The sequence below is a fragment of the Mycobacterium paraintracellulare genome (genome assembly GCF_000276825.1).
Classification (GTDB): domain Bacteria; phylum Actinomycetota; class Actinomycetes; order Mycobacteriales; family Mycobacteriaceae; genus Mycobacterium; species Mycobacterium intracellulare.
In genome coordinates this window covers 917,089-933,935 of record NC_016948.1, presented here as the reverse complement: position 1 = coordinate 933,935, position 16,847 = coordinate 917,089, and the positions used below count along the sequence as shown (strand labels likewise).

Genomic DNA, 16,847 nt, shown 5'->3' with positions numbered 1-16,847 from the left:
GCAGGAAACGACCTGTTTTCAGGCCATACCAGAAAGTTTGGCCGCGCCCCCTATGTGGTAATCCCGTGGAACAGCGCGTGTTGGGCAATGAACTCCATTGTGCGTGCGGGGCGGTGCGGATCGACGCCGCGACGGGCACGGAGGGGGGCGCATGATTCATTCGATGCGGGGCTGCGGCATGAGTCCGGGGGGATCGGGATCGCGGCCTGCCGCTTTTCGGTGCAACGAAGCGAGCTCGCCGCGAACTAGACTTTTGCCGCTGAGGGCGGATACTCAAGCAGTCGGCCCGGCAGAACACACAAGGAGCGGGAAATGAAACCGGACGTCCCGATCGAGCTGGGATGAGCCCGGTGGCTGAGTCGGCCAGCTCACTGGCCGTCGCGACGCGAACGGATGATTCGATCGCCGTTCTGACCGTCGACGGCGTGCTTGACGCCGCCAATTCCACCGCACTGCGCGACCGCCTCATCAAGGCGACATCCGACGCGGCTTCCGCCGTCATCCTCGACGTCTCCGGCCTCAAGCTGAACGCCGAACCGGCATGGTCGACCTTTATGGGCGCCTACTGGCAGATCGGCAGCGCGGCCCACGTTCCGATCGTCTTCGTCTGCAGCAATCGGGCGACCCGCGAGGCGATTACGCGCAGCGGGATCGCGCACTTCATGCCGGTGTATTCGAGCCAGAAGGCGGCGATGAAGTCGCTCGGGCAGAACGGCCGTCGTGCCGTGCGGCGCGCCGACGCGCAGCTGCCCGCCGACCTGACCAGCCTGCGCGAGTCGCGGCGGCTGGTCCGCGAGTGGCTCACCACGTGGTCGCAGGCCAAGCTCATCCCCGTCGCGTTGGTGGTCGTCAACGTGTTCGTGGAGAACGTGCTGGAACACACCGCCGGCGTCCCGGTGATGCGGCTCGAGGCGCAGGGCACGACGGCGACCATCGCGGTCTCCGATGCCAGCAACACGCCCGCCGTGCGGCTTCCGTCTCCAGCGAAGGGCATCGACGTCTCCGGCCTGGCGATCGTCGACGCGTTGTCCCGCACGTGGGGCAGCACGCCGACGGGGTCCGGCAAGACGGTGTGGGCGGTCATCGGCCCCGAGAACCAGCTCTGACTCGTTCCAACCAGTTCTAGCCACACCCATCTGGCGGTTGTGCTGAAACTAGAACACGTTCTAATGTCGTGGGACGACCCCTTCAGGAAGGCAGATGACGTGCGGTTTACCTACGCAGAGGCGATGACTGACTTTCGGTTCTACGTCCCGCTGGCCAAGGCGGCCGAGGCGGCCGGCTACGACGCCATGACGATCGCCGACAGCATCGCCTACCCGTTCGAATCCGACTCGAAGTACCCCTACACCCCGGACGGCAACCGCGAGTTCCTGGACGGCAAGGAGTTCATCGAAACCTTCGTGCTGACATCGGCATTGGGGGCGGTCACCTCGAAGCTGCGGTTCAATTTCTTCGTCCTCAAGCTGCCCATCCGGCCGCCGGCGTTGGTGGCCAAGCAAATTGGGTCGCTCGCCGCGATGACCGACAATCGGGTGGGTTTCGGTGTGGGCACCAGCCCGTGGCCCGAGGACTACGAACTCCTGGGAGTCCCGTTCGCCAAGCGCGGCAAGCGGATGGACGAATGCATCGAGATCATCCAGGGCCTCACCTCCGGTGAGTACTTCGAATTTCACGGCGAGTTCTACGACATTCCCAAGACCAAGATGACGCCCGCGCCCACCAAGCCCGTCCCGATCCTGATCGGCGGTCACGCCGACGCGGCGCTGCGGCGCGCGGCCCGCCTGGACGGCTGGATGCACGGCGGCGGTGACCCCGAAGAACTCGACCAGCTGCTCGCCAAGCTCAAGCGTTTCCGCGAAGAAGCCGGCAAGACCGGGCCTTTCGAGATCCACGTCATCTCCGCCGACGCCTACACCCCCGACGGCATCAAGCGGCTTGAGGACAAGGGCGTCACCGACGTCATCGTCGGCTTCCGCATCCCCTATGTCAAGGGCAAGGACACGGAGCCGCTGGAGAACAAGATCCGCAACCTGGAGATGTTCGCCGAGAACGTAATCGCGAAGCTTTAGCGGCGGTCGCAAGCGCGGCGCAAGCCGGGCGCAGCGGGCCGCCGCCATCGGGCAAGCGGTGGTCGCAAGCGCGGCGCAAGCCGGGCGCTATCTCGTCACAGCGGATCCCACCTGGGCGCGCGCTTCTCCTGGTGAGCCTTGGCGGCCTCAACCGGGTTGTTGGTGAAACCGCTGAGGACCTGGGTGCGGTTCTCGATCTCGATGGCATGGCGGAGGCTGGGCGCGTCCAGCGCGGCATTGAGCCCAATCTTGGTCTGCCACACGCCATAAGCGTTGTTCTCGGCGATCGAGCGGGCTAGCCTCAGCGCGGCGGGCATCAGGTCGTCGGGCGCGACCACCTCATGCACCAGCTTGATGCGATAGGCCTCGGCCGCGTCGATGATGCGGCCGGTGAGCATGAGTTCGCGTGCCACGCCGGCGCCGACGATCTTCGGCAGCAGGTAGCTGGTGCCCATGTCCATCGACGAGAAGCCGGCCTTGATGAACACCGAACCGAACCGGGCCTGATCCGAGGCGACCCGGATGTCGCTGACCAACGTGAACGCCAGGCCGCCCCCGACGGCGACACCGTTGACCGCCGCGATCACCGGGATGTCCAGCTCGTAGATCCGGGTGTACAGGTTGGCCAGCCGGACCTGAGCGTCGTAGGTGACCTTGAACGCCGGGGTGGTCGGCTTGTTCTGCGTCCACGGCTGCCCGGTGCCGCTCAAATCCGCACCGGCGCAAAATCCCCGCCCGGCACCCGTCAGGATCGCCACCCTGAACTCGCCCGCGCTGAGCGCGTCCAACGCGTCGTCGACGCCGTCGATCAACGACCCATCGATCGCGTTGAGGCGTTCGGGCCGGTTCAGGGTGATGCAGGCGATGTTGTCCTCGAGGGTTTCCAGGTTCACTGAAGGCATACCGAGACCGTAGGCGACCGATCGGGCATACCGTGGTTGGGCCACACATCGAAGGAGCAGCCATGGCACGAAGCGAGGGCGACACCTGGGACCTGGCCAACAGCGTGGGCGCCACCGCCACCATGGTGGCCGCGGCCCGGGCGGCCGCCACCAGGCGGCCGCAACCGGTCATCACCGATGAATTCGCCGAGCCGCTGGTGCGCGCCGCCGGCCTGGACCTGTTCACAAAGCTGGCAACCGGCGAACTCGATTCCTCCGACATCGAAGAGGGGGTCGGGTTTTCGCGGTTCGTCGACACCTTCGCCGCCCGGGCGCTGTTTTACGACGACTATTTCGCCGCGGCCGGGCAGGCCGGCCTGCGCCAGGTCGTGATCGTGGCGTCGGGGCTGGATTCCCGCGCCTACCGGCTGCCGTGGCCCGCGGGGACCACGGTGTACGAGATCGATCAGCCCGAGGTGATCGCGTTCAAGACCGCCACGCTGGCCGAGATCGGCGCGGCCCCAACCGCCGAGCTGCGCACCGTGGGTGTCGATCTGCGTGAGGATTGGCCGGCGGCCCTGCAGGCGTCGGGTTTTGACCCGAGCAAGCCGACAGCGTGGTTGGCCGAGGGAGTGCTGATCGGATTCCTTCCGCCCGACGCCGAGGTGCGGCTGCTGGATGCCATCATTCCGCTGTCCAGCGAGGGCAGCCGGTTCGCCGCCGATTTCGGTGCCGTGGCCGGCACGTCGCCGGAGGCGCTGGAGAAATCCCGGCTCATGGCCGAGGGGTGGCGACGGCAGGGGCTCGACCTGGACATCACCGCGTTGACCTATCCGGGGGAGCACACCGACGTGGCCGCGCATCTGCGGGCCAACGGATGGGAGACTACCGAATTCCGGCTCTCCGACCTGTTTTCGGCGGCGGGCCTGCCGGACTTGGGGGAAGCCGAGCACCAGGCGCCCGCCGCCACGATCAGCTTCGTCCGCGCGGTGCGGACCTGAAGCGTCACACCGCCCGTTTGGCCAGCCACTCAGCCTGCATCACGAGCAGGCCCATGACCTCCAATTGCGGTGTCTGCGGGTCGAGTTCGCGGTAGCGCTGATAGACGTTGACGACGACGCGCTCGGCGTCCAGCCAGGACGCGTACTCACCGAGATCAATGGTGTCGGCGGCCTCCGCCCACGACAGCCCCTTGTGGTAGGCGGCCTCGGCCTGTTCGGCGACATGCATGAGATAGCCACGCACAGCACGGATCCCATCCGGATCGGTGACCGGGCCGTGGCCGGGTACCACCGTCGGCGCGTCCAGCGCGATCATCGCGTCACAGGCGGCGACCCAGTTGGCGATCGGGCCGGCCCACACGATGGGCGTGCAGCCGATGAACAACAGGTCGCCGCCGAACAACACCCCCGCGTCCGGTACATGCACCACCGAGTCGGCGGCGGTGTGCGCGGGACCCAGATTCAGCACATCGATGCGCCGCCCACCTACCTCGACGGCAAGGTTGCGCTCGAACGTCTGATCCGCATTGCGCAGCTTGATGTTGCTGAAGTCGAAGTGCCCGAAGCGTTCTCGTGTGTACGGCGTGGCGACCGGCCCGAGGTTGGCGGTCTGCGCCATGGCGAGCATCTCCGGGGCCATCCCATGTTCGATTTCCTCGGCGGTGCCGCGCGCGGCGATGATGCGCACCGAGGGATCGAGCAGTTGGTTGCCGTGTGTGTGGTCCCCGTTGGAGTGCGTGATCACCGCGTCGGTGATCGGCGCGGACGCGGTGAGCGGCCGCATCGCGGTGAGCATTTCGCGGGTCAACGCCAGGTCGAACAAGGTGTCCACCAGCAGCGACGCCCCGTCGCCGGCGATCAGCCCGGCGTTGCTCCATCCGTAGCCGCCGTCGGGCAGGGTCCAGGCCCACACCCGGCCGCCGACCTCGTGCAGCCCGCGGGTGTAGGGCACCCGCGCGCGGGCCGGGTTGACTCGCGGCGGGGCGGGAGCGGCGTCCGGATTCGGCCGCACCGCCAGCGGGTGCGGGGCACCGCTGGCCCGCACGGTTTGCCGGGTCTCTCCCAGCCCTTCGACCTGGAGCGTGACGATGTCGCCGTCGTGCAGCCAGCCCGGAAACGATTCCAGGGCCGCCGGATTGAGGTGCTCGACCAGCGTGCAGGTCGGCACGGTCCCGGAGCCGATGACGTCGCCGGGCGAGAGGGTGACGCCGCGCGAGGCATAGGAGATGACCTCGCCGAAGGTCCAGTCCATCTGGGCGGTCGACCCGGAACCGATGACGACGTCGTTGACCAGGGCGGTGACCCGCAGGTCCAATCTGCCCGGATAGGAGGGGTGGCGATACGGTTCGAGCTCGTCGGGGGTCACCAGGTACGGGCCCAACGTGACCCCGCTGTCTTTGCCCTTGCCTTGCCCGATCCCCAGTTGGCTCTCCATCTGCTGCAGATCGCGGGCGGACCAGTCGTTGAAGATGGTGTAGCCGATGATCGCCTGCTCCGCCTCTTCGACCGTGAGATCTTTGCCCCCGGTCCCGATCACGGCAGCGATCTCCAATTCGAAGTCCTGCCACGCGCTTCCGGGCGCCGTGGGGGCGTCGTCGTACGGACCCAAAACGGTTGCCGGGCAGGCGAAGTAGAAGGCCGGTATGCGGTACCAGGAGTCGCCGAGGGTGCGCCCGGCGCCCAGCGCGGCCTGGCAGTTGCGCATGTGGTCGAGGAAGCACAGGGAATCACGGATGGACGGCGGGCGTGGAATCGGCGCCAGCAATCGCACCTCCGCCAGCGGTGCCACCGCCGCCGGGGATCGCTGCGCATCCTGCCCCGCCTGCCGCAATCCCTCGGAACCGCGGGCGACGAGATCGAGCAGCGTCACGCCCGGTGGCATCGCATAGATCGTGTCGCCCGAGACCACGCCGACGTGTTCTGCGCCCGAAACATCTTGATAGGTAACCCATTTCACTCGCGCACCACCTCACTCGCCTCCTTGTCCGGTCGTAGTCCGCGCCAACTCGATTGGCGTAACCGGTCATCCGGGGTCCACTCGCTGTAGCGCACCTCCCCGACCAGCTCCGGCCGCACATACGTCACGCCGCGCGCTTCGCTCCTGGGAAGCGGTGGGTCAAAGGGGGATTCGTCGGTGTGCAGCGGTGCCAGCGTCTTCTTCAAGTTTGCCAGGTCGCGGTCGGTGAACCCGGTGCCGACGCGCCCGGCGAAGTGCAGTCCGCCCGCGGTTGGGATACCCATCAGCAGTGAGCCGATGCCGCTGCTGCGTCCGCCTTCCCCGGCTTTCCAACCGCCGATGACGACTTCCTGGGTGTTCCAGTGCTTGTCCTTGATCCACGACGACGAGCGGCGGCCCGGCTGATAGGTGGAGTCGCGCTTCTTGGCGATCACCCCCTCCCAACCGCGCTCCGCGGAGTGCTCCAGCGCCTCCCTGCCGTCGCCGGGCAGTAGGTCGGGGACGATGAGCCTGCTGCCGGCGGCCAACATTTCCAGCAGTTTTCGCCGATCCCGGTAGCGGGCCCGCAGCAACGAGCGGCCGTCGAGGTAGAGCAGGTCGAACGCCCAGAATTCGACCCGTGAGCCCCGTCCACGGTTTTGCATCTCGTGAAAGTTGGGCACCCCGGAGGAGTCCAGGACGACGGCCTCCCCGTCGAGCACCACGTGATGGTCGGCGAGATCGTCTGCCAGCCAACGCAGTTCGCGGTATTCCTGGGTGACTTCGCGACCGCGTCGCGACCGCACCCGAAAGGCACCGTGGTCGGCCTCGATCAGAAGCCGGTAACCGTCCCATTTGCCCTCGAACGCCCACTGACCTGCCTTCAGGGCCGTCACCGAACCGTGGGTGGCCAGCATGGGTGCGATGGTGTCGAACTCGAAGACCTTCTGGTCCTTCATCCGATGTGCCAACCACTGGTCGCCATTGGTTTGAATCAGCGCGTAGCGTCCGGAGATCTTGCTGCCGTGCAGGTTGACGATGACCTCGTCGTCAAGGAACTTTTCGGCGTCGTAGGTTCCGGAGTCCCAGATGATCACCTTGCCCGCGCCGTATTCGCCCTTGGGGATGACGCCTTCGAACCCGCCGTATTCCAGCGGATGGTCCTCGGTGTGGACCGCCAGGTGGTTCACCGACGTGGTTTCGGGCAGGTTTTTGGGCACCGCCCAGGACACCAGCACGCCGTCGCGCTCCAGCCGGAAGTCGTAGTGCAGGCGTCGCGCGTGGTGTTCCTGGATGACGAAGGTATTTCCTTGGCCGACAGCGGGTTTCGCCGCCGGAACCGGCTCGGGGGTTTTCGACGCGTCGCGCATGCTGCGGTACTTGGTCAACCGATCCGGCACCGGAGCGTCCTCGTCCAGCTCTGCAAGCAGGTCGCCGTCGCGCGCGACCCGGGACAGCACTTCGTCATACCGCAGCTGGCGCAGCGACGGGTCGTCGAGTTCGTCCCAGGTGCGCGGCGCCGCGACGGTGGGATGTTCGCGTCCGCGCAGGGAATACGGTGCGATGGTCGTCTTGGAGCCGTTGTTCTGGCTCCAGTCCAAAAAGATCTTCCCCGCCCGCAGGCTCTTGGTCATGGTCGACGTGACAAGCTTGGGCATCGTCTTTTCCAGCTGTTGCGCAACGCGTTTGGCTAACACCGTGGCGCCTTTGCTGCTCACCGGCTCGTCGAGCGGCGCATACAGATGCAGTCCCTTGCTGCCGCTGGTGAGCGGGAAGGTTCTCAGCCCGATCCCGGCGATCAGGTCGCGCACGGCGCGCGCCACCTTGGACATCTGCGCCATCGTCACGCCTTCGCCGGGGTCGAGGTCGAACACCAATCGCGTCGCCGGCCCGGGCTTGAGTTCTTCGGCCCGGCTGCGGGTCCACTCGGCGACGAACCGCCACTGCGGAACGTGAACCTCCAACGCCGCCTGTTGGGCGATCCAGGCCAGGCCGGTGGGGTCGTCGATGATCGGATAGGTCGTCGTTCCGGATCGATGGGTCACGCTGGCGCGCGGCAGCCAGTCGGGTGCCGACGCGGCGAGTTGCTTCTCGAAGAAGGATTCCTGTTCGACGCCGTTGGGCCAGCGTTTGCGCGTGGCCGGACGCCCGGCGATGTGCGGGATCATCACCTCGGCGATCCGCGTGTAGTAGTCGAAGATGTCGCTCTTGGTGGTTCCGGTGGCGGGATACAGCACTTTTTCGGCGTTGGTCAGCTTGACCCGTGGCCCCGCCGTCGGACTCATACTCTGAGTCTATGGGCGGCGCGCTGGTCATCGGTGAAGCGCTGATCGACAGGGTCGAACGGCGCGGCGCCGTCGAGCACGTCGGCGGCAGCCCCCTCAACGTCGCGGTCGGGCTGGCCCGGCTGGGTCGTCACGTCGACTTCTTGACCCATATCGCGGACGACGAATCCGGCCAGCGCATCGCCGCGGACCTGAAATCCTCTGGTGTGCAACTCGTTCCGGGAAGTGTCTCGGCCGAACGCACGCCGGCCGCGGTCGCGACGATCGCCGACGACGGCTCGGCCGCTTACACATTCGATCTGCAATGGCGGCTTTCCGGTACGCCCGAGGTGGCACCGCCGCTGCTGGTGCACACCGGGTCGATCGCCGCCGTGCGCGAACCGGGGTGCCTGGCGGTCGCCGCGCTGCTCGAGGCTTACCGCGTCTCGGCCACCGTGAGCTTCGATCCCAACGTGCGACCGTCGCTGATTCCCGACCGTGACGCCGCGCAGGCCCGCATCGCACACCTGGTCGAGCGCAGCGACATCGTCAAGGTCAGTGACGAGGACTTGAAGTGGATCGATCCCGACCGCGAGCCGCAGCGCACGGCCCGGGGGTGGCTGGCGTCGGGACCCGCGATCGTCGTCCTGACGCTGGGCGCCCGGGGCGCCGTGGCGTTCTGCGCGGCCGGCGATGTCCGGGTGGCGGCCAGGCCGGTCCGGGTGGTCGACACCGTCGGTGCCGGCGACGCCTTCATGGCCGGTTTGCTCGATGCGCTGTGGGAATTGGGTCTGTTGGGCGCCGACCGCCGCGCCGCCCTGAGCCGGGTCGGGCTCGACGCGCTCACGGCGGCACTACAAGCCGCCAGCCTGGCGTCGGCGGTGACGGTCTCGCGGTCCGGCGCCGACCTCCCCGATCGCGCCGCGCTGCGGGCCCAAGCAAACCGTCGCCGCTAGTGTCTTCGAGCGCGGCCCTTTCGCTCGCGGATGTAACGCCACGGCGAAAATTCGAGGACAATCTCGCCGTGGCGTTACGGGCGCGGGCTTTTGAACAGCGGCGCGGCGGCGGGGGTGCTGTTAGGCAGCGAACAGTGTGGGCATACTGACTTACATGCGCTCCATCTGGAAGGGTTCCATCGCGTTCGGGCTGGTGAACGTCCCGGTCAAGGTGTACAGCGCCACCCAGGACCACGACATCAAGTTCCACCAGGTGCACGCCAAGGACAACGGCCGCATCCGATACCAGCGCGTGTGCGAGGTGGACGGCGAAGTCGTCGAATACCGTGACATCGCCCGGGCCTACGAATCCGATGACGGCCAGATGGTCATCATCACCGACGACGACATCGCCACGCTGCCCGAGGAACGCAGCCGCGAGATCGAAGTGCTGGAGTTCGTGCCGGCCAGCGATGTGGATCCGATGCTGTTCGACCGCAGCTATTTTTTGGAGCCCGACTCCAAATCGTCGAAATCCTATGTGCTGCTGGCCAAGACGCTTGCGGAGACGGACCGGATGGCGATCGTGCACTTCACGCTGCGCAACAAGACCCGGCTGGCGGCGTTGCGGGTCAAGGACTTCGGCAAGCGCGACGTGATGGTCATCCATACGTTGTTGTGGCCCGACGAGATTCGTGATCCGGACTTCCCGATCCTCGACAAGAAGGTTGAGGTCAAACCCGCCGAGCTCAAAATGGCGGGGCAGGTGGTTGATTCGATGGCCGAGGAGTTCAACCCCGACCGCTACCACGACGACTACCAGGAGCAGCTGCACGAGCTGGTCCAAGCCAAACTCGAAGGCGGAGAGGCGTTTACCACCGAGGAGCAGCCCAAGGAGCTGGATGAGACCGAAGACGTCTCCGATCTGCTGGCCAAGCTGGAGGCCAGCGTGAAGGCGCGCTCCGGTGGAGGCAACGGCAAGGCAGCGGAGAAAAAGGCGCTCGCGAAAAAGAGCGCAGCGAAGAAGACCGCCGCCAAGAAGGCACCCGCGAAAAAGACCGCCGCCAAGAAGACTCCGGCCAAGAAAGCGGCCTCGAAGTCCTGACCCGACGCGCCTCGGTCAGCGTTTGCGGGTCGCCAGAAATCGGGTGGCCGCGGCGACGACGTTGATCACGGCGACCATGATGATGAGCGTCAGCGCCGCACCCCAGATCCGCAGGAATCCGGCGTGTTCGGGGTTGGTGAGCTCGGTGTAGATCAGCAGCGGCAGCGAGGCCATGTTGCCGTGGAAGATGTCGAAGTTGATCGACCTGCTGTAGCCGACCAGCACCAGCACCGGCGCGGTTTCGCCGATCACCCGCGCGATGGACAACAAGATGCCCGAGACGATGCCGGGCATCGCGATCGGAAAGACGATCGAAACGATGGTCTTCCATTTCGGCACACCCAGCGCGTAGCTGGCCTCGCGCAGGTCGTCGGGCACCAGCCGCAGCATTTCCTCGGCGGAGCGCACCACCACCGGCAGCATCAGCAAGACCAGCGCGAGCGACACCGCAAAAGAGCTCTGCTGGAAGCCCAGGGTGGCGATCCAGAGGCTGAAGATGAACAGGGCCGCGACGATCGAGGGGACCCCGGCCAGCACGTCGACCATGAAGGTGGTCAGCCGCACCAGGCGGCCAGAACCGTATTCGACGAGGAAGACCGCGGTCATCAGGCCCAGCGGCACGGCCAGCACGGCGGCCACCCCGGCCTGCACCAGCGTCCCGTACAGCGCGTGATAGACGCCGCCGAGGAACTGTTCGGGCAGCACGCCGCGCAGCGAGTGGGTCCACCACCCCGACCGGGTCACGGCGTACCAGCCCCGTGCGACCACGATCGACAGCACCCAGAACAGCGGCACCAGCGCGATGAGGAACGAGGTGAGAAAGAAGATCGTCGCGGCGCCGTTGGTGATCCGCCGCCGGAAGCTGAGCGGCCTGAACACCTCGGCCTTGACCGGCCGGTCGAGCGCGTCAACCGTCATGAGCGCCGCTTCTCCTCATCGCTTCGCTCTGCATCGTCGCGGCGCGCGTCATCCGTTGACCTTGCCGCCGGCGATCGCGCGGGCCAGCGCGTTGACGATAAACGTCAGCACGAACAGGGCGAATCCCGCCGAAATGTACGCCCCGGTGGGCAGCGGTGCGCTGAACTCCGCGGCCGCCGACGCGATCTTGGAGGCAAACGTGTAGCCACCGTCGAACAGCGACCAATTCCCCGGGCGGGCGGCCGAACGCAGAATGATCAGCACAGCCACGGTCTCGCCCAGCGCGCGTCCCAACCCCAGCATCGAGGCGGCGATGACGCCGCTGCGGCCGAACGGCAGCACGGTCATCCGCACCACCTCCCACTTGGTGGCGCCCAGCGCCTGCGCCGCTTCCATCTGGATGTGGGGGGTCTGCCGAAACACCTCGCGCGAGACCGACGTGACGATCGGCAGGATCATCACCGAGAGCACGACGCCGGCGGTGAAGATGGTGCCGCCGCCGGCCAACGACACGTTGCCCTGTTTGAACAGGAAAAACCATCCGAGGTGCCGATTGAGAAACGCCGCGACCGGCTCGAGCCGGGGGGCCAGGACGAAGATTCCCCAGAGCCCGAAGATGATCGACGGCACCGCGGCCAGCAGGTCCACCACCGCGCCGAACGGGCGCCCCAGCCGCTTCGGCGCGTATTGGGTGAGGAACACGGCGATACCGACCGCGATGGGCACGGACAGCACCAGCGCGGTGAGCGAACTGAGCACCGTGACCATGAGCAGGTCACGGATGCCGAAGGCCAGGTTGTGGGGGTTGCTGGTGCTGAACTCGGCGCTGGTGAAGAAGTTTGCGTGATTGACGCGCAACGACGGCAGGGCGCGCAGCAACAGGAACACCGCGATCAACAGGATGGCGACCACGATCGTGGAACCAGCGGCCGCGGCGACCAGCTTGAAGATCCGGTCGCCCCGCCGCGACACGCGTGCATTCAGCGCCGTTGATGCCGGTTTTTCCGCGGTCGACGGGCTGGTTGCTGTTCCTCGTGTCACGACCACCTCAGGTTATGTGATGGCGTTGATCGAAGAAGACAGCCTCGCCTTGAACGCGTCGGGGATCGGAATGTAGCCATTGTCGGCCAGGCCATTTTGCCCGGCGCCGATGGTGCTTTGCAGGAATCCCTTCACCGCCGCACCGACCCCGGAGTCGGGGTACTTCGAGCACACGATCTCGTAGGTCGCCAGCACGATCGGGTAGGAACCGGCCTGCTTGGGTTTGTAGAACGACAGCGTGTCGAGCACCAGGTCGTTACCTTGGCCGGAGATTTTGGCCCCAGCAATCGTCTTGCCCACCGATTCGGCGCTGATCGACACCGCGTCCGGGCCGGCCGAGGTGATGATCTTGGCCATGTTCAGTTTCTGTGCCTGGGCAAACGACCATTCGTTATAGGTGATGGATCCCTCGGTGGCCTTGATCGCCGCCGACGTGCCGTCGTTGCCCTTGGCTCCCTCACCGACGCCGCCCTTGAAGGTCTTTCCGGCGCCCTTGCCCCATGCCCCGTCCGCGGCGGCGTCGAGATATTTCTGGAAATTGTCGGTGGTGCCGGACTCGTCGTTGCGGAAGACGACGTGAATCGGCACGTCGGGCAACGTGGCACCGGGGTTGAGGGCCTGAATCGCGGGGTCGTTCCACGTCGTGATCGAGCCGTTGAAGATCTTGGCGGCCGTGGGGCCGTCGAGGCTGAGCGAGTTCAGGCCCGTCACGTTGTAGGTGATGGCGATCGGGCCGAAAACGACCGGCAGGTTCCAGGCCGGCGAACCGCACCGCTGCTGCGCGGCGGCGTATTCGTTGGCCGCCAGCGGCGAGTCAGAACCACCGAAATCCGTTTGGTTGCCGTTGAATTCGCTGATTCCCGCACCGGATCCGTTGGCCGTGTAGTTCAGCGTCTGGCCGGGGCAGGCCTGCTCGAACGCGTTCACAAAGCGGGTCATCGCGTTGGCCTGGGCCGTCGACCCGCTGGCCTTGAGGGCCTTCTTCCCGCCACAATTCACCTTGCCCGACGACGAGCCGGTCGGCCCACTGGCGCCGGACCCGTTGTTGTCGCTGCCGCACCCCGACAACGCCAGCGCAGTAACGCTCAAGGCACTCAGCACGGCGCCAAATCGGTTGAGTTTCAATTCGCTTCCTCACGGTAGGGATGAAACATGATCGCGGCCGGTCAGTTAGCCGTAGCGCGCCGACCAGCCGGTATCGCGGCCACGAACGTAACAGTAACAATTGAACGTTGAGCAAACTTTTCGGCGATCACCGCTGAACGCGTCGGCGGGCCGTCGCGACGTCGGCCGCAGCACACCGCGACGTCGCCTGGCCGGTGTTCGTCAGCAAAGGCCCCACCCGGCCCTCCGAGGCGCCGCCGACTGGTTGCTGACATCACGCGATGGCGTTGATCGCATCCGACAGCCGGGACTTGAACGACTCCGGCACCGGGATATACCCGTTGTCCGCCAAGCCATTCTGGCCGGCACCGATGGTGCTTTGCAGGAACGCCTTCACGGCCGCGCCGACCTGCGGGTCGGGATACTTCGAACACACGATCTCGTAGGTCGCCAACACGATCGGGTAGGAACCGGGCCGGGTCGGCTTGTAGAACGAGAAGGTGTCCACCACCAAGTCGTTGCCCTGCCCGGTGAGGGTGGCACCGGAGATCGTTTTCCCGACCGATCCGGCGCTGATGCCCACCGCCTCGGGCCCGGCCGAGGTGACGATCCTGGCCATCGTCAGCTTCTGCGCCAGACCGAACGACCATTCGTTGTAGGTGACCGATCCTTCGGTCGCCCGGACGGCCGCCGACGTACCGCCGTTGCCGTCGGCGTCCTGCCCGACCCCACCGTGGAACGTCTTGCCGATGCCCTTGTCCCACACGCCGTCGGACGCGGAGTCCAGGTATTTCTGGAAATTGTCGGTGGTGCCGGACTCGTCGCCGCGGAACACGACACGGATGGGCTCGGCAGGCAGCGCGGTACCCGGGTTCAGCGCTGCGATCGCCGGGTCGTCCCAGGCAGTGATGGCGCCCTTGAAGATTTTGGCGGCGGTGGGCCCGTCGAGGATCAGCGAGCTGACGCCCCTGACGTTGTAGGTGATCGCGATCGGGCCGAAGACCACGGGCAGATTCCACGCCGGCGAACCGCATCGGGTCTGCGCCGCGAAGTATTCGATCGGGGCCAACGGTGAATCCGAACCCGCGAAATCGATTTGGTTTCCGGTGAATTGGCCGATTCCCGCGCCGGAGCCATTGGGTGTGTAATTCAGCGTCTGACCGGGGCAAGCGTGCTCGAAGGCGCCGGAGAATCGGGTCATCGCGTTGGCCTGGGCGCTCGAGCCCGCCGCCGTCAGGGCCTGCTTGCCACCGCAATTGACCACGCCCGACGCGCCCGCCCCGGTTCCCCGGGCCGTGCTGTCGTGGAATCCGCATCCCGACAACACCAGCGCACCGGCTGTCAGGAGGCCCAGCACAGCACCAAAACGGTTGCGTCCCAAGTCTCTTCCTCACGGTAAGGACCACAAAGATCGGCGTCACCGAGCTAACCGCACCAAGGTGAACGACGGGCAAATGGTGTGGCAACGCGCGCAACGTCACCGGCGCCGGGCCGCCGCCCCGACCGCCGCATCGGAACCCGCCCCGGATAGAAAAATAGAACTTGTTCTAGAAATGCCTTATCCGCGCCGCCGCGGCTTGCTACCGTGTCGCCTGACACCGAAACGAAGAGAGGCCGCCATGATCCTTGACAGGTTCCGTCTCGACGACAAAGTCGCCGTCATCACCGGTGCAGGCCGCGGCCTCGGGGCGGCCATCGCGCTGGCGTTCGCCGAGGCAGGCGCCGACGTCCTCATCGCCTCGCGAACTGAATCCCAACTAGAGGCCGTCGCCGAACAGGTCCGCGCCGCCGGGCGCCGCGCCCACGTCGTGGCCGCCGACCTGGCGCATCCGGAATCCACCGCCGAGCTGGCCGGCCAGGCCGTCGAGGCATTCGGGAAACTAGACATCGTCGTCAACAACGTCGGGGGATCCATGCCCAACACGTTGTTGACGACCTCGACGAAGGATCTCAAAGACGCCTTCACCTTCAACGTCGGCACCGCCCACGCGCTCACACTGGCTGCGGTGCCGTTGATGCTCGAGCACTCCGGCGGCGGCAGCATCATCAACATCACCTCGACCATGGGCCGGCTGGCCGGACGTGGCTTCGCGGCCTACGGCACCGCCAAGGCCGCGCTGTCCCATTACACCCGGCTGACCGCCCTGGACCTGTGCCCACGGATTCGGGTCAACGCGATCGCGCCGGGATCGATCCTCACCTCCGCGCTGGACGTGGTTGCCTCCAACGACGAGCTGCGGTCGCCGATGGAGAAGGCCACCCCGATGCGCCGGCTGGGCGATCCGGTCGACATTGCCGCTGCGGCAGTCTATTTGGCGTCTCCCGCCGGCAACTTCCTGACCGGCAAGACCCTCGAGGTCGACGGCGGCCTCACCTTCCCCAATCTCGACATCCCCGTCCCGGACCTGTGACCCACGACCGCTAAGGAGCACGTCATGCCCATCCCCGTCGTCCAACTGGGCACCGGCAACGTCGGTATCCACGCGCTGCGCGCGCTCATCACCAATCCGGAGTTCGACCTGAAAGGCGTGTGGGTGTCGTCCGACGCCAAGGCGGGCAAGGACGCCGCCGAGCTCGCCGGGCTTGCGGAGGCGACGGGGGTGCTCGCCAGCACCGACCTGGACGCCGTGCTCGCCACCGGGCCGCAGTGCGCGGTGTACAACGCGCTGGCCGACAACCGGTTGCCCGAGGCGCTCGAGGATTACCGGCGCGTGCTGGCGGCCGGGATCAATATCGTCGGCAGCGGCCCCGTCTTCTTGCAGTATCCGTGGCAGGTGATCCCCGAGGAGCTGATCAAGCCGCTGGAAGACGCAGCGCGCGAAGGCAATTCAAGCCTCTACGTCAACGGCATCGACCCGGGCTTCGCCAACGACCTGCTGCCCCTGGCGCTGGCCGGCACCTGCCAGAGCATCCAGCAGATCCGGTGCATGGAGATCGTCGACTACGCCACCTATGACAGTGCGGCGGTCATGTTCGACGTCATGGGATTCGGCAAGCCACTCGACGAAATTCCCATGTTGCTGCAGCCCGGTGTGCTCAGCCTGGCGTGGGGCTCGGTGATCCGGCAAATGGCGGCGGGCCTTGGCATTTCGCTCGACGAGGTCACCCAGTCGCACGTGCGCGTACCCGCCCCGGAGGACTTCGACATCGCCTCGGGCCATATCGCCAAGGGCACCGCCGCGGCGCTGCGCTTCGAGGTGTTCGGCATGGTCAACGGCGATCCCGTCGTCGTCCTCGAACACGTCACCCGGCTGCGCGAGGACCTGTGCCCGGACTGGCCGCAACCCGCACAGGAGGGTGGCTCCTACCGCATCGAGGTCACCGGCGAGCCGTCGTACGCCATGGACATCTGCCTGAGCAGCCGCAAGGGCGATCACAACCACGCCGGGCTGGTGGCCACCGCGATGCGAGTCGTCAACGCGATTCCCGCGGTGGTGGCCGCCGATCCGGGAATCGTCACCACGCTCGACTTGCCGCTGATCACCGGCAAGGGGCTCTACCGTCCGGCCTGAGCCTGGACGGCACGAAACACCGCGGCCGCTGGGCAGCCCGACGGGATGTTCGACTAACCTCACTTTCTTATTCGGTGA

The 16,847-nt window shown here is 66.5% G+C and carries 14 protein-coding genes; 7 read left to right on the top strand and 7 right to left on the bottom strand.

The window, feature by feature from the left end:
- Positions 1 to 341: 341 nt before the first annotated feature.
- Both OCQ_RS04670 and OCQ_RS04665 read left to right on the top strand, forming a co-directional pair.
- Positions 342 to 1,106, top strand: coding sequence for an STAS domain-containing protein (locus OCQ_RS04670; protein ID WP_008253988.1), 765 nt, complete (start codon positions 342 to 344; stop codon positions 1,104 to 1,106).
- 99 nt (positions 1,107 to 1,205) lie between these two features.
- Entirely contained in the window at positions 1,206 to 2,072 is an 867-nt protein-coding gene (locus OCQ_RS04665; protein ID WP_041785383.1) for an LLM class flavin-dependent oxidoreductase, read from the top strand.
- Between the two features lie 95 nt (positions 2,073 to 2,167).
- Here OCQ_RS04665 and OCQ_RS04660 read toward each other — a convergent pair whose 3' ends face one another.
- Positions 2,168 to 2,974 carry an enoyl-CoA hydratase/isomerase family protein gene (locus OCQ_RS04660; protein WP_036396658.1) on the bottom strand — a complete coding sequence of 269 codons (807 nt, stop codon included), beginning with the start codon at positions 2,972 to 2,974 and terminating at the stop codon, positions 2,168 to 2,170.
- Between the two features lie 62 nt (positions 2,975 to 3,036).
- Between OCQ_RS04660 and OCQ_RS04655 the strand changes: the two genes are divergently transcribed.
- The gene (locus OCQ_RS04655) at positions 3,037 to 3,954 is read left to right on the top strand and encodes a class I SAM-dependent methyltransferase (RefSeq protein WP_014381878.1); all 918 of its coding nucleotides are present in this window, start codon (positions 3,037 to 3,039) and stop codon (positions 3,952 to 3,954) included.
- Positions 3,955 to 3,958: 4 nt separating this feature from the next.
- Here OCQ_RS04655 and OCQ_RS04650 read toward each other — a convergent pair whose 3' ends face one another.
- Together OCQ_RS04650 and OCQ_RS04645 are read right to left on the bottom strand one after the other, a co-directional pair.
- Positions 3,959 to 5,911 (bottom strand): fumarylacetoacetate hydrolase family protein, encoded by a 1,953-nt coding sequence (locus OCQ_RS04650; protein ID WP_008253979.1) that lies wholly within the window; start codon positions 5,909 to 5,911, stop codon positions 3,959 to 3,961.
- Positions 5,908 to 8,175: an ATP-dependent DNA ligase gene (locus OCQ_RS04645; protein WP_008253977.1), complete on the bottom strand. Its 2,268-nt coding sequence runs from the start codon at positions 8,173 to 8,175 to the stop codon at positions 5,908 to 5,910. The genes OCQ_RS04650 and OCQ_RS04645 overlap by 4 nt, the downstream gene beginning before the upstream one ends.
- A gap of 11 nt (positions 8,176 to 8,186) precedes the next feature.
- Between OCQ_RS04645 and OCQ_RS04640 the strand changes: the two genes are divergently transcribed.
- Entirely contained in the window at positions 8,187 to 9,110 is a 924-nt protein-coding gene (locus tag OCQ_RS04640; protein ID WP_014383905.1) for a carbohydrate kinase family protein, read from the top strand.
- Positions 9,111 to 9,264: 154 nt separating this feature from the next.
- A complete protein-coding gene (gene ku, locus OCQ_RS04635) occupies positions 9,265 to 10,194 on the top strand; it encodes a non-homologous end joining protein Ku (protein WP_008253954.1) in 930 nt (309 codons plus the stop codon).
- Positions 10,195 to 10,209: 15 nt separating this feature from the next.
- Here the strand turns inward: ku and pstA are convergent, their stop codons facing one another.
- The 4 genes from pstA to pstS (OCQ_RS04615) form a co-directional block, all read right to left on the bottom strand.
- Entirely contained in the window at positions 10,210 to 11,112 is a 903-nt protein-coding gene (gene pstA / locus OCQ_RS04630) for a phosphate ABC transporter permease PstA (protein WP_008253952.1), read from the bottom strand.
- Positions 11,113 to 11,160: 48 nt separating this feature from the next.
- Positions 11,161 to 12,159, bottom strand: a complete 999-nt coding sequence (gene pstC / locus OCQ_RS04625; RefSeq protein ID WP_014379265.1) for a phosphate ABC transporter permease subunit PstC — start codon at positions 12,157 to 12,159, stop codon at positions 11,161 to 11,163.
- Positions 12,160 to 12,165: 6 nt separating this feature from the next.
- Entirely contained in the window at positions 12,166 to 13,278 is a 1,113-nt protein-coding gene (gene pstS / locus OCQ_RS04620; RefSeq protein ID WP_009953045.1) for a phosphate ABC transporter substrate-binding protein PstS, read from the bottom strand.
- 253 nt (positions 13,279 to 13,531) lie between these two features.
- Positions 13,532 to 14,638, bottom strand: coding sequence for a phosphate ABC transporter substrate-binding protein PstS (gene pstS / locus OCQ_RS04615; RefSeq protein WP_139826546.1), 1,107 nt, complete (start codon positions 14,636 to 14,638; stop codon positions 13,532 to 13,534).
- Positions 14,639 to 14,876: 238 nt separating this feature from the next.
- Here pstS (OCQ_RS04615) and OCQ_RS04610 point away from each other — a divergent pair, with 238 nt between their 5' ends.
- The gene (locus OCQ_RS04610) at positions 14,877 to 15,668 is read left to right on the top strand and encodes an SDR family oxidoreductase (protein WP_014383903.1); all 792 of its coding nucleotides are present in this window, start codon (positions 14,877 to 14,879) and stop codon (positions 15,666 to 15,668) included.
- A gap of 24 nt (positions 15,669 to 15,692) precedes the next feature.
- The gene (locus OCQ_RS04605) at positions 15,693 to 16,769 is read left to right on the top strand and encodes an NAD(P)H-dependent amine dehydrogenase family protein (protein WP_014383902.1); all 1,077 of its coding nucleotides are present in this window, start codon (positions 15,693 to 15,695) and stop codon (positions 16,767 to 16,769) included.
- The last annotated feature ends 78 nt before the right edge of the window (positions 16,770 to 16,847 follow it).